At 67.9% G+C, this 12,333-nt stretch carries 16 protein-coding genes; 8 read left to right on the top strand and 8 right to left on the bottom strand.

The features are described from left to right. Positions 1–19: 19 nt before the first annotated feature. Positions 20–457, top strand: a complete 438-nt coding sequence (locus ABZ345_RS03045; protein WP_359842360.1) for a hypothetical protein — start codon at positions 20–22, stop codon at positions 455–457. Here the strand turns inward: ABZ345_RS03045 and ABZ345_RS03040 are convergent. Both ABZ345_RS03040 and ABZ345_RS03035 read right to left on the bottom strand, forming a co-directional pair. After that, a complete protein-coding gene (locus ABZ345_RS03040) occupies positions 442–810 on the bottom strand; it encodes a GntR family transcriptional regulator (protein WP_359842358.1) in 369 nt (122 codons plus the stop codon). The genes ABZ345_RS03045 and ABZ345_RS03040 overlap by 16 nt on opposite strands. Next, positions 807–1,478: a hypothetical protein gene (locus ABZ345_RS03035; RefSeq protein ID WP_359842356.1), complete on the bottom strand. Its 672-nt coding sequence runs from the start codon at positions 1,476–1,478 to the stop codon at positions 807–809. The genes ABZ345_RS03040 and ABZ345_RS03035 overlap by 4 nt, the downstream gene beginning before the upstream one ends. Before the next feature lie 117 nt (positions 1,479–1,595). Here ABZ345_RS03035 and ABZ345_RS03030 point away from each other — a divergent pair, with 117 nt between their 5' ends. Both ABZ345_RS03030 and ABZ345_RS03025 read left to right on the top strand, forming a co-directional pair. Continuing rightward, entirely contained in the window at positions 1,596–2,771 is a 1,176-nt protein-coding gene (locus tag ABZ345_RS03030) for a sensor histidine kinase (protein WP_359842354.1), read from the top strand. 9 nt (positions 2,772–2,780) lie between these two features. After that, a complete protein-coding gene (locus ABZ345_RS03025) occupies positions 2,781–3,437 on the top strand; it encodes a response regulator transcription factor (RefSeq protein WP_030465720.1) in 657 nt (218 codons plus the stop codon). On the opposite strand, the gene ABZ345_RS03020 is transcribed toward ABZ345_RS03025, so the two are convergent. Genes ABZ345_RS03020 through ABZ345_RS03010 form a run of 3 tightly spaced genes read right to left on the bottom strand, consistent with a single transcriptional unit; the run spans position 3,434 to position 5,344 of the window. Continuing rightward, positions 3,434–4,354: an SDR family oxidoreductase gene (locus tag ABZ345_RS03020; protein WP_359842352.1), complete on the bottom strand. Its 921-nt coding sequence runs from the start codon at positions 4,352–4,354 to the stop codon at positions 3,434–3,436. The genes ABZ345_RS03025 and ABZ345_RS03020 overlap by 4 nt on opposite strands. Further along, a complete protein-coding gene (locus tag ABZ345_RS03015) occupies positions 4,338–4,817 on the bottom strand; it encodes a pyridoxamine 5'-phosphate oxidase family protein (protein WP_359842350.1) in 480 nt (159 codons plus the stop codon). The genes ABZ345_RS03020 and ABZ345_RS03015 overlap by 17 nt, the downstream gene beginning before the upstream one ends. After that, positions 4,817–5,344, bottom strand: coding sequence for a TetR family transcriptional regulator (locus tag ABZ345_RS03010; protein WP_359842348.1), 528 nt, complete (start codon positions 5,342–5,344; stop codon positions 4,817–4,819). The genes ABZ345_RS03015 and ABZ345_RS03010 overlap by 1 nt, the downstream gene beginning before the upstream one ends. Positions 5,345–5,392: 48 nt before the next feature. Between ABZ345_RS03010 and ABZ345_RS03005 the strand changes: the two genes are divergently transcribed. Next, positions 5,393–6,181, top strand: a complete 789-nt coding sequence (locus ABZ345_RS03005; protein WP_359842346.1) for an HAD family hydrolase — start codon at positions 5,393–5,395, stop codon at positions 6,179–6,181. Here ABZ345_RS03005 and ABZ345_RS03000 read toward each other — a convergent pair. Continuing rightward, positions 6,178–7,044: a LysR family transcriptional regulator gene (locus ABZ345_RS03000; RefSeq protein ID WP_359842344.1), complete on the bottom strand. Its 867-nt coding sequence runs from the start codon at positions 7,042–7,044 to the stop codon at positions 6,178–6,180. The two genes, ABZ345_RS03005 and ABZ345_RS03000, sit on opposite strands and share 4 nt — an antisense overlap. Before the next feature lie 75 nt (positions 7,045–7,119). Here ABZ345_RS03000 and ABZ345_RS02995 point away from each other — a divergent pair, with 75 nt between their 5' ends. After that, positions 7,120–7,473, top strand: coding sequence for a darcynin family protein (locus tag ABZ345_RS02995; protein ID WP_359842342.1), 354 nt, complete (start codon positions 7,120–7,122; stop codon positions 7,471–7,473). A gap of 374 nt (positions 7,474–7,847) precedes the next feature. Here ABZ345_RS02995 and ABZ345_RS02990 read toward each other — a convergent pair whose 3' ends face one another. Further along, on the bottom strand, positions 7,848–8,282 hold the full coding sequence (locus ABZ345_RS02990) for a PPOX class F420-dependent oxidoreductase (protein ID WP_359842340.1): 435 nt from the start codon (positions 8,280–8,282) through the stop codon (positions 7,848–7,850). A 129-nt stretch (positions 8,283–8,411) separates the two neighbouring features. Here ABZ345_RS02990 and ABZ345_RS02985 point away from each other — a divergent pair, with 129 nt between their 5' ends. The 3 genes from ABZ345_RS02985 to ABZ345_RS02975 all read left to right on the top strand — a co-directional run bounded on the left by ABZ345_RS02985 (position 8,412) and on the right by ABZ345_RS02975 (position 11,087). Next, the gene (locus tag ABZ345_RS02985; RefSeq protein WP_359842338.1) at positions 8,412–9,323 is read left to right on the top strand and encodes an ATP-binding cassette domain-containing protein; all 912 of its coding nucleotides are present in this window, start codon (positions 8,412–8,414) and stop codon (positions 9,321–9,323) included. A gap of 5 nt (positions 9,324–9,328) precedes the next feature. Next, complete coding sequence (locus ABZ345_RS02980; RefSeq protein WP_359842336.1) at positions 9,329–10,084, top strand: hypothetical protein; 756 nt, start codon at positions 9,329–9,331, stop codon at positions 10,082–10,084. 100 nt (positions 10,085–10,184) lie between these two features. Continuing rightward, on the top strand, positions 10,185–11,087 hold the full coding sequence (locus ABZ345_RS02975; protein ID WP_359842334.1) for an ABC transporter ATP-binding protein: 903 nt from the start codon (positions 10,185–10,187) through the stop codon (positions 11,085–11,087). Here ABZ345_RS02975 and mycP read toward each other — a convergent pair. Beyond that, positions 11,053–12,198, bottom strand: coding sequence for a type VII secretion-associated serine protease mycosin (gene mycP / locus ABZ345_RS02970; protein WP_359842332.1), 1,146 nt, complete (start codon positions 12,196–12,198; stop codon positions 11,053–11,055). The genes ABZ345_RS02975 and mycP overlap by 35 nt on opposite strands. Positions 12,199–12,333: the final 135 nt, after the last annotated feature.

Below are 12,333 nucleotides of genomic sequence, written 5' to 3'. Positions count from 1 at the left end.
GCGCGGGTAGCCACAGCGCATGGGTGACAGCTACGTGACGTTCCTGGTGCTGGGGATCGTCCTGGTCGTCGTTGACGGCCAGCTGATCTACCGCAGCGGCAAGGGATACCTGAAGCGCGCGGCGTACGACGACGACCAGGCCGGCGGCATGATGAAGCTGACGGCCGTCCTGTTCCACCTCGTCGTGCTCGGGCTCCTGGCACTGGTCTCGATCATCGAGATCGAGACGGGTGACCCGGTGAAGAACGTGGTCGTGAAGCTGGGCGTGGTGCTGCTGCTGCTGGCACTGGCTCACGGCGTCACCATGGCGATCCTGTCCAGGATTCGGGATCGCCAGGTGCAGCAGCAACTCGCGGACCAGATGGCCGAGGAACACCGGATCTACGAAGAGCGTCACGCTCATGTAGGCGAACCGCGACCCGCACCCAAGATCGAGTCGCCTTACTCAGCCTCGTAAGAGGCACGCACGGCGTTCAGCGCCTCCCCCTCGCTGGCGCCGAGCGACCGAGCTACGGCGACGAACTCCGCCGCGGCGGCGGAGAGCGGGTCCGGTGCATGCGAAGGCAGGGCAGCCACGACGGTGCCCTGCCTTCGTCCTGTCATGAGCACGCCCTCGGTCTCCAGCTCGCGGTACGCCCGCGCGACCGTCCCGATGGCGAGCCCCAGGTCGGCGGCGAGCTGCCGGATCGTCGGCAGCCGCGACCCGACCGGCAGCACTCCACCACTGATCAACCGCACCAGCTGGTCACGAACCTGGCGCCAGGGCGCGACTCCGTTCTCGAGGTCTACGACGATTCTGGGTGCAGTCACCAGAAGATCTTCTTGGACACGTAGTTCGTGTTGGCCATCGCTACCCACGCGAGGACGCAGAAGAGACCGAACCCACCGCCGACCAGCGCACCGACCAGCGCCGCGCCGAGTCCCGCCGACACGTGCACGCTTCGGGTGCGCAGCGCCCGGTCGACCTGCTCGTCACCGTCGGCAGGCCGGGCGACGGCGGCCCAGGTGACCAGTGCCACCGCGCCGACGGACACGACGAGCGCGGGCAGCTGCCCGATCTTCATCTCGACGACCAGCAGGACGACCCCGATCACCACGATCGCGGCGTACGACATCAGCACGTACTGCGAGGCGATGTCGAACAGGCCGCGCGGTGTGAGCGTCGCCACCCTCTGTGACCCCTCGCGATGCAGTTGTGTCGCGATCAGCTCGGCGAGCAGCGTGCCGCCGAGCACGATCGCCGCGAACGACCCGACACCACGACCGCTGCCGAGGGGCACGAACGTGAGCCCCACGAAGATCCACGGGTAGAGGAACCGCCGCCGCTTCAGGTAGCGGATCGCGTCCTCGATCTGCGCGGACGTCGGATCCTTCACACGCCAGCTCTTCAGCAGCCGCTTGCCGGTCGACCGGGTGGGCCAGAGCGCCAGCAGCAGGACCAGCCCCACGCCCGCGGCCCACAGAGCGTCGTACAGCATGCGTGCCCCCTTGACCTTTGTATCAACCCCTCGACACAATAACTCACACCGAAGTCGTACGCAGCGTCATTCCGTGGCGCGACGCGCGAAGGTTCGATCCGCACCTAACCTTGTCCGGTGCGGAGGTTCAGCCTGTGGATGAAGGCTCACCCGGCGTTCGGGGACTCCCTGATCGCCGGAATCTTGCTGATCTTCGACATGGGGTTCGCGGTCAGCGCTGCCGACCGCGGGGTGTCGTTCTCCGCGTTCCTCGCCGTCACACTGCTGATGCTCGGGCCGCTGCCGTTCCGGCGCTACCACCCGCTCGGCACTAGCTACCTGATCCTCGCGGGCGCGTTCCTGCAGCTCTTCACCCACGGCGGCGAGAGCGGCATACCGGCGCGGATGTCGGACTTCGCGCTGGCCATCGCCCTGTACACGCTCGTCGCGTACATCGGCCGCAAGTCAGCGTTGATCTACTCGGGCTGGTTGCTCGCGGGCACGCTGCTCTGGGCGATCTTCCAGGTCGGCGAGATCCAGGCCGTGTTCCTCGTGTTCATGGTCTTCGTGATCTTCGGCTTCAGCTGGGCGATGGGCGAGTTCATCGGGGCTCGTCGCGCGTACCAGAGCGAGATGGAGCAACGTTTGAAGCTGCTCGAGACCGAACGCGACCAGCAGGCCAAGATCGCGGTCGGCGAGGAACGGTCCCGCATCGCCCGTGAACTGCACGACGTGGTCGCGCACGCGGTGAGCGTCATGATCGTCCACGCGGACGGCGCGGCGTACACGATCAGGTCACAGCCGGAGGTCGCGGAGAACGCGGTCCGCACGATCGCGGACACCGGCCGCCAGGCGCTGACCGAGATGCGGCGGCTGCTGGGCGTGCTGCGCAGCGAGGACGCCGAGACGCAGTGGGCCCCGCAACCTGACGCGAGCGGCGTCGTCGAGCTCGCCGAGAACACCCGCGCGGCCGGCGTCCCGGTCCGGCTGGAGATCACCGGCGACGTGGACGACCTGCCCGTCGGCGTGGGCCTGAGCGTCTACCGGATCGTGCAGGAAGCGCTGACCAACACCATCAAGCACGCCGGCGCGGGCTCCACCGCGTTGGTGCGCCTCGCCCGCTCGCAGGAGGAACTGCGGCTCGAGGTGATCGACAACGGCTTCGGCACACCGTACGACGTGGTCAAGGTGTCCGGCGGCAACGGACTGATCGGCATGAGAGAAAGGGCTGCGGTGCTGGGTGGCGAGTTCGAGGCGGGCCCCAACCCCGGTGGGGGATGGCGCGTGCGCGCGAGCTTCCCGCTAGCCGCATAGGGTGATCGAGTGATTCGGGTGCTGCTGGTCGACGACCAGGAACTCATGCGCATGGGCTTCCGCATGGTGCTGGGAGCGCAGGAGGACATCGACGTCATCGGCGAGGCCGCGGACGGGCTCGACGCGGTGCAGATGGCGGACAAGCTGCGCCCCGACGTCGTGCTGATGGACGTCCGCATGCCCGTGCTGGACGGCGTGGAGGCGACCAAGCGGATCACCGAGGCCGACACGGCCAAGGTGCTGGTCATGACCACGTTCGACATGGACGAGTACGCGTTGTCCGCCCTGCGAAACGGCGCCAGCGGGTTCCTGCTGAAGGACACCCCGCCGTCCGACCTCGTGTCGGCGTTGCGGGCCGTGGCCTCCGGCGACGCGGTGGTCTCGCCGTCGGTGACCAAGCGCCTGCTGGGGCGGTTCCTCGGCGACGGCGGCGGTGAGCTGCGCGACGCCACGGTGTTGGACGTGCTGACCGAACGCGAGCGCGAGGTGCTCGTGCTCATCGCGAAGGGCCTGTCCAACACGGAGATCGCCCGCAAGCTCTTCCTGTCCGAGGCGACGGTGAAGACGCACGTCGGACGGATCCTCGCGAAGCTGGAGCTGCGAGACCGGGTGCAGGCCGTGGTGCTGGCCTACGAGACCGGCCTCGTCCGCCCTGGTGACGCCTAGCGGTAGTCCGCCGGGTCGGTTTCCACTGTTCTGCCGGCGATCCTCGGCTTCACCACGTCGTCCCACCAGCGGCCCCAGTCGGGCTGCGTGCCGTCGAGGTCGGTGAACCCGTACTCGCGCTTGAGCTTCCACGACGACAGGCACTGCCCGGCGAACCTCTTGCGGTCGGGGTCCGCGGCGAGATGTGCGATGCCGCGCCCGAGGTAGTGCGGGGTCTCCGAGATCGCGTAGTCCGGCACCTTCTCGACGGCGTCGCGCCAGTTCTCCTCGGTGACGCCGAAGGTCTCCAGCATCTGCTCGGACCGCAGGAACCCCGGCGTGGCGGCGAGCGCGGTCACGTTCGGGTGGTCCTTGAGGTCCTTCGCGAGCACCTCGCCGAACCGCCGCACGGTGTTCTTCACCGCGTCGTAGGTGAGGTTCACGAAGTACGCCTCGCCGTCCTCGCCGTCAGTCACCTCGACGACCAGTCCGTCATCGGACCGGATGAGGATCGGCATGAGTTTGTGCAACGCCACGAGGTGCGTCTCCACGCCGTTTCGCCACATGTGGAGCTGCCGGTCGAGGTCGTGCTCCCAGAACTTGCCCCACTCGACGAGGTTCTCGCCGCCCCACGCGTTGTCGACGAAGATGTCGAGCTTGTCGATCTTCTTGGCGAGATCGTCCACATCGGACGGATCAGTGAAGTCGCAGCGGACGGCGATTCCCTTGCCACCGGCTTTGGTGACCAGGTCCGCGGTGTCCTCGATCGTCTCGGCACGACCGACCTCGGACTGCTGCGTGCGCGTCGTGCGTCCCGCCACGAACACCGTCGCACCGGCCGCGCCCAGTTCGACCGCGATCGCCCGGCCCGCACCTCGCGTGGCGCCCGTGACCACGGCGACCTTCCCGCTCAGGTCGGGTTCACTTCTTTGCGACACGCCGAATTCCCCTTCCTTCGTGCCAGGACAGGACCACCATCTCGTCGCCCTCGACGGTGATCGACACGACCTCGGTGACGTCGCACCGGAAGAGGTCGAGCTCGCCGCCCTCGGGCATCCACCCGGTGCGGTCGTAGAGGTCCTTGAGGTAGTCGTCCTTGTCGGTCCAGAACTGCGCCGTCCCGCTGATCTTCGCGTCACCCGCCGCGGTCATCGAGGCCGTGGTCGTGTTGCAGTGCAACGAAAAGCGCGGGTCTCTCCGGAGGTCGCGCGACTTCAGCGAGTCGAGCATCATGCCCATCCACAGCTCGCCGCGCGTGAAGTCCGGCTCCACGCCGCTGATCCGCGGCGAGCCGTCCTTGCGCAGGGTCGCGACCAACGCGTGCCGGTCCGCCGCGAACCTGGCCTGCGCGAACGCGGCCAGGTCGGGCTGCTCGGCCGCGAACTCGGCCCAGGTTGCCATCAGCGCATCCCCTTCAGCACCAGATCGATGTCTTCCTCCATGCGTGCCAAGAGCTCGCCTCGCGGTCTGATCGACCAGTCCATCGCGATCCCGTAGACCAGCGCGGCCAGCACTCTCGCGGCGTTGGGCGGCAGGTTCTCCGCCGCGCACAGGACCTCCAGCTCGGACTCCAGCACCGCGTAGTGCCGGGCGAGCAACGCCCTCAGCTCGGGATCGATGAGATCCACGCCCAGCTGCGCGAGGTTGTTCGTGGCCGTGGCCGGATCGGCGAGCCGGTCGAACCAGGTCATGAGCGCGTCTTTGACCGTGCCGGCCGCACGCATCCGGTTTCTGACTTCTTCCGTACCGGCTCGCGTCAACGCCTGCAGCAGTCCGCTCTTCGACCCGAACCGCTTCGCCACCGCGCCGACCGACACGCCTGCCTCCGCCGCCACGTCCGCGACCGTGAACCCCGGCCCACGCCGGTCGATGACCGTCGCGGTCGCCGTCAGGATCCGCTCGTCGGAGATGGTTCTCGGCCGTGCCACGTCGTTAGTGAACCACAATTCACTAACCTTCGCATAGGGTGGCGTCACGTGAACTGGAGACCGCGCCTGGTCGCGCTGGACATCGACGGAACCCTGACGCCTGTCGGCTCGAACGACATCTCGCCCGCTGTTCAGGCTGCCGTGGCGCGTGCCGCTGATCATGGCGCTCAGATCGTGCTGTGCACGGGCCGCAGCCTCATCGGCACCACGCCGATCGCCGCTCAGCTGCCGTCGTCGTTCGCGCTGTGCTCGAACGGCGCGGTGTGGTGGGACCCGGTCCGTGACGAGATCACCAAGCGGACGACGTTCGAGCCCGGCCCGACGATCAAGACGCTGTCCGCGTTGCTGCCAGGCTCGGTGTTCGCGGTCGAGCGGACCGGCGTGGGCAGCCTCTCGCTCGGCCAGTTCCTGCCGAACGACCTGTGGGGCGTGACTGCCCATGCGACGTTCGACGAGATCGCCGCCGTGCCGACACCGCGGCTGGTGATGCGCTGGCACGACCGCACTCCGGCCGAGCTGGCGTTCGCCGTGCGGGAGCTGGAGCTGCCGGGCGTTTCGTGGACCGTCGACCACACCGAACCGTGGCTGACCGCGGTACCTGCTGATGTCACGAAGGGCGCGGCGCTGGAGGAGCTGAGAGTGTCGCTGGGAATCTCGGCGGACGACACGCTCGCGATCGGCGACGGGTCCAACGACGTCGAGATGCTGCGGTGGGCTGCTTGCGGCATCGCGATGGGCCAGGCGCCTGCGACCGTGCAGGCAGCGGCTGACTCGGTTACCGGGACGGTTTTGGAAGACGGTGCGGAGCAAGCGCTTTCGCGGTTCTTCCCGGCTTAGGCCAGGTCCCGGACCACGTCCCGCAGCCAGCGCTGTGCCGGGTCGGCGTCGAGGCGGGCGTGCCAGTGCATGCGCACCTCGACCTCCGGCAGATCCGCGTCGATCGAGAACCAGCGCAGCACCTTGTGGTGTTCTTCGGCCAGGCGCTGCGGGATCAGTCCTATGTAGTCGGTCGACGCGACCAACGCTGCCGCGGCCGCGTAGAACGGGACTACCGCGCCGACGTGGCGTTGCAGGCCTTGGGCTTGCAGCGCCGCGTCCAACGGGCCGTGGGCGCGGCCTCTCCTCGAGACGCTGACGTGCGGGAACTTGCAGAGCTGCTTGAGCGTGGGCTTCTTCAGCGGATGATCGGCGCGGACGACCCCGACCATCCGCTCCATGAACAGCACCTCGGACCTGATGTCGGCGTCCACGTCGGCACCAGCGCCGAGGTCCAGGTCGACCGAGCCGTCTCGGAGCGCCTCGACGCTCTCGTCGCCCTCTGCCACGAACCGCAGCACCACGCGAGGCGCCTTGTCGGCCACCGCGTTGACCAGCGACGTCACCACCCCGTCGCCGACCCGGACGGTGAACGTGCGGCGGAGCTGGGTCACGTCGAACTCTTTGTCGTTGACCAACGCCGACGCCTCGTCCAGCAGCGACCGCACCCGCGGCGCGATCCGCAACGCGAACGGCGTGGGCGCGAGTCCTCGGCCGGCGCGCACGAGGATCGGGTCCTCCATAGCGCGCCGCAACCGGGCGAGTGCCCTGCTCGTGGCGGCGGGGATCGACAGGTGCAACCGCTCGGCCGCCGCGGTGACGCTGCCGTCCTGCAGGAGGGCGTCGAACACGCGGAGGAGGTTCAGATCGAGCTGATCAGGCATGTTTGCACCGTACGCAACCCTGGCTTGCCAAAGTTGCGTGGCACGAAATGCCCGCTGGTTTCTAGCGTCTGTGACATGACTTTCGAAGCCAACGTGACTGCGTTCATGCTGATCAAGACCACCCCGAAGTGGCTCTCCCTGTCGGTGCCCGAACGCATGCGGGCGTTCGAGACCGAGATCCTCCCGGCGCTGAAGGACGTGGAGGGCGTGCGCTCTCGCTACTACGACACGGAGTTCTACGGCGCGAGGGTGACCGACGTCTGGATGTGGGAGGCGCGCGACCACGCGTCGTACCAGCTGCTTGTGGAGGCGCTGCGGGAGACGCCGTTCTGGGACACCTACTTCGAGGTGGTCGATCTGCTCGTCGGGGTGGAGAACGGGTACGCGCGCAACTACGACGTGGACCCGCTCGCCACCGTCGGCAACTAGGAGTTCGGGAAGAACGAGCCGGCGCGGCGGGTGGTCAACTGCTGGCTGCGGCCGCACAACGTGCCGGACCGCATGAACTCCGGACGGTCTGCTCCTGGCCGGCACGAGGGACGGCGCAGGTAGCAGTGCCCGACATCCGGAGCGGTGCGGCGAGCCAGCCGTCGGCGACCAGCAGTTCAGGACGAACGAGCTCACACGGTTGGCTGCTGGCCGCGGCCGCGCAACGTGTCCAGCCGCGTGAGCTCCGGGTCGGCCGCTCCTGGCCGGCACGAGGACAGCGCAGGTAGTCGCTCCAGCCCGCGTGATCCTGAGCCAAGAGTGCGCGACCCAGTGCCCCCACGTCCGGAGCGGTGCGGCCAGCCCGCCGTCGGCGACTAGTCCGAGACGTTGGTCTTGGCCACTACCTTGTCGATCTTCACGCGGATGACCATCTCGCCCGGCACGCCGTTGCGCTCGGCATAGGCATCGGCCTGGTCGTCGCCCATGTACCGGGCCGCGGTGCGCCCGGCCCAGTACTTGAGCTGTTCGGGGTCCTCGTCCACCTGTGCGCGGCCCGTGATGGTCACGAAGTTGAACGGCGGTGTTTCGTCGTCGAAGCACACGGCCACGCGGCCGTCGCGCAGGATCGACTTGCCCTTGATCGTGTCGCGGTTGGTCAGGAAGACGAGGTCCGGGCCGTCCAGGTCCACCCACACCGGTGCCACGTGCGGCGAGCCGTCCTTGCGGGTGACGGCTAGTTTGCCGGTTCGGGCGGGCTTGGCCAGCACGAACTCGCGCCACCAGCCTTCTGGAGCTTCCGTGTAACCCATGGGGATCATTCAACTACGACTGAGGTAGGGGCACAGCACGACTGAAGTTGACGCCACCGCAGACTGCTGGGCGATGTGGCGGACCCCCTCGGAGCAGGACAGTTGTCCCAACACCGAGAGGGGACGCCAATGATCGAGGCAATCGGCCTCACCAAGAGATACGGCAGGACGGTCGCGGTCGACGACCTGTCGTTCACCGTCCAGCCTGGACGGGTGACCGGGTTCCTCGGTCCGAACGGCGCCGGCAAGTCCACCACGATGCGGATGATCCTGGGGCTCGACCGACCGACGGCAGGCCGCGTGCTGATCGACGGGAAGCCCTACGCCGAACTCAACCGTCCACTGCGGACGGTGGGTGCGCTGCTCGACGCCAAGTGGGTGCACCCCAACCGGTCTGCGCGGGCTCACCTCAGGTGGCTCGCCAAGTCCAACGGGTTGCCCGACAAGCGTGTCGGCGAAGTCCTCGACGCCGTGGGTCTCACGCAGGTCGCGGGCAAGAACGCCGGTGGGTTCTCGCTCGGCATGTCGCAGCGGCTGGGGATCGCCGCGGCACTGCTCGGTGACCCGCGGGTGCTGCTGTTCGACGAGCCCGTCAACGGGCTGGACCCCGAGGGCATCCTCTGGATCCGCACGTTCATGCAGAACCTCGCCGCCGAGGGCCGGACGGTCCTGGTGTCGAGCCACCTGCTGTCGGAGATGGCGCTCACGGCCAGCGAGCTCGTGGTGATCGGCAAGGGGAAGCTGATCACGCAGAGCACCACCGCGGAGTTCATCGACAGCGCAACGGGCAACTCGGTCCTCGTGCGCAGTCCTCAGTTGTTCAAGCTCGGCCCGTTGCTCGTGGACAAGGGCTTCACGGTTCGTGACGGCGCGGACGGGGCATTGTCCGTATCGGGTGCCACCAGTGACCAGATCGGTGACATCGCCGCTGCCAACGGTGTCGTCCTGCACGAGCTGAGCCCCCAGCGCGGTTCGCTCGAAGAGGCGTTCATGCAGCTGACCGGCGATGCTGTCGAGTACCACGCAGAGATCGGGAAGTGAGTCTGATGACCCTGTTGGCAGTTGAGAGAATCAAGCTCTTCTCGACCCGCTCGCCGTACTGGTGCAGCGCGCTCGCCCTGATCCTCGGCGTCGGCCTCACCGCGATCATCGCGGGCACGACCGAGACCGGCCACATGTCCATCGGCCTGACGCAGCTCGGCAGCAGCCAGCTCGCGCTCGCCGTGGTGCTGGTCATGTCGGCGCTCGCGGTCACCACCGAGTACCGCTTCAGCACGATCCGGGCCACGTTCCTCGCGGTGCCGAACCGGATCTCCGCGCTCGTCGCGAAGACCGTCGTGGTCGCGTTCATCGCCGGTGTCCTCGGCGAGATCATCGCGTTCGGCTCGTGGGGCATCGCGAAGGTCATGTCGCCCACGTCGGACCTCGCGATCAACACCGGCGCCGAGTGGCGGCACGTCGCGGGCGTCGGCCTGCTGTACGGGATCGGCGCGGTCCTCGCGATCGCGGTCGGCATCCTCATCCGCCAGACCGCCGGTGCCGTGGCCATCCTGCTGGTCTGGAACATGCTGCTCGAAGGCCTGATCGGGATCATCCCGAAGGTCGGCGTCAAGATCCAGGCGTGGCTGCCCTTCCAGAACGCCAACCACTTCCTGCAGCTCGGTGGGGCCGACCCCGCGGAGCAGCCGGGAGCCGGGATCGACTTCAAGCTGAGCCAGTGGGGATCGCTCGCCTACTTCGCCGGTGTAGCGGTCGCACTGCTGGTGGTCGCACTGATCGTCGCCAAGCGGCGGGACGCGTGACCTCCCAGAAGATCCACCACTGAGGGGGAGCGGGACGCAGGTCATCCATCGGGGGGATGGCCTGCGTCCCGATCACACTTTCGAGCGAACGGGAGAGGTCATGATCCAGGCAGTGCGGTTGCGCAAGCACTACGGCAGGACGAAGGCGGTCGACGACCTGTCGTTCACCGTCAAACCCGGTCGTGTCACGGGCTTTCTCGGACCGAACGGTGCCGGCAAGTCCACCACCATGCGGATGATCCTCGGCCTCGACACCCCCACCAGTGGGGACGTCACGATCGACGGGAAGTACTACTCCGAGCTCAAGCAGCCGCTGCGCAAGGTCGGCGCGCTGCTCGACGCGAAGTGGGTGCACCCCAACCGTTCCGCTCGGTCGCACCTGAAGTGGATGGCCGTCTCCAACAAGATCCCGGTCAGCCGCGTCAACGAGGTGCTGGAGATCGTCGGGCTCACCGAGGTCGCGCACAAGAAGGCGGGCGGGTTCTCGCTCGGCATGGCGCAGCGGCTCGGCATCGCGGGCGCGTTGCTCGGCGACCCCGAGGTGCTGCTGTTCGACGAGCCGGTCAACGGTCTCGACCCGGAGGGCATCCTCTGGATCCGCCAGTTCATGCACCGGCTCGCGGACGAGGGCCGCACGGTGTTCGTGTCGAGCCACCTGCTCTCGGAGATGGCGCAGACCGCCCAGGACCTCATCGTCATCGGCAAGGGTCAGCTGATCTCGCAGACCACCACCGAGCAGTTCATCGCCGACGCCACCCAGGACCACGTCCGGGTGCGTTCGCCGCACGCCGTGAAGCTGCGCGAGATTCTCGTGGCGCACGGGACGGTCACCGAGGACGCCGTCGACGGAGCCCTTGTGGTGCACGGGATTCCGGCGCAGCAGATCGGTGAGATCGCTGCGGAGAACCAGATCGTGCTGCACGAGCTCAGCCCTCAGCGCGGCTCGCTGGAGGAGGCCTTCATGCAGCTCACCAAGGAGTCGGTGGAGTATCACGCGCACTGACCTCACGCGGCCTGCGTGACCTGATGGCGGGCAGGGCGATCAGAAGTCCCGTCATCAGCGCGGTGCCGCCCGCGACACCGGCGACGAACGGCAGCCGGTCCTCGATCTGCTCGGCCGGCCGCGCGGGACGTTGCGCGGCGAGCGTCGGAGTCGGTTGCGCGGTCGAGGGTTTCGCCGCCGGCATCAGCGGGTTGCGTTCCACCGGCGGCAACTGGGCGGTCAGCGCGCCCATCGGGTTGACCATGCCGAACCCGGTCGTGGCGTCGCGGCCGGGTTCCGCCATGTCCTTCGCGGTCTTGATCAGCACGTTGACGACGTCCTTGGCGGGCATCTCCGGGTGCTTCGCGCGCACCAGCGCGGCGACTCCGGACACGATCGCCGACGCCGCGCTCGTGCCGTCCATCTCGGCGTAGCCGCTGGCGTAGACGCTGGTCGGTGCCGCCGTGACGATGCCTTCCGCGGGTGCCGCGAGCACCGTGTCCGCGCCGACGTTGGACGCCTTCCACGGCTTGCCCTCGCGGTTGGTGCCCGCGACCGCGATCACGCCACCGATGTTGGCCGGTGCGGAGACCTCCTTGCCCTCGTTGCCGGTGGCGGCGACGAGGACGACGTCCTTCTCGATCGCGTAGTTCACGGCCTTGACCAGGCTCGGCGTCATCGAACTGGAGAAGCCCAGCGACATGTTGACGACCTTCGCGCCGTGGTCGGCCGCCCACCTGATGCTCTCCGCGACGACGTCGAGCGAGAACTGCTCCTTCTCGGCGCTCGCGATCGGGAGGATCTTGGCGCCGGGCGCGATGCCGAGCGCGCCACCGTGGTGACCGGTCGCCGCGATGATCCCGGCCATCCCGGTGCCGTGGCCGTCGGTGTCGGTCGTGCCGTCGGTGCCCTTGGAGCTGCCGAAGCCGGTTCCGGGTAACACCTGGCCGGTGAGGTCGGGGTGCTTGGCGTCCACACCGGAGTCGATGACCGCGACGATCACGCCGTCACCGCGCGCCTGATCCTGCGCCGAGTAGACGTCGAGCGCGTCGAGATGCCATTCCTGTTCCTCGATCGTCTGCGCGGCGAGCAGCAACGGCAGCGCGACGGCGAGCGCGGGAAGCAGAGGCACGTTCCCTACATCGTGTTTCCATCCCGCAGCGCAACGTGCCTGGGGTCACACGTTGCGTAAGAGTGGTGTTAACAAGCTATGAAATGCCACTTTCTGGACATCACCGGCGTTTGGATTCGAGTTCAATTGGGCTAT

It is taken from the genome of Lentzea sp. NPDC005914 (genome assembly GCF_040629405.1).
Taxonomy (GTDB): domain Bacteria; phylum Actinomycetota; class Actinomycetes; order Mycobacteriales; family Pseudonocardiaceae; genus Lentzea.
Note: the sequence above shows the minus strand (reverse complement) of the source record. Positions and strands in the feature narration are given on the sequence as shown.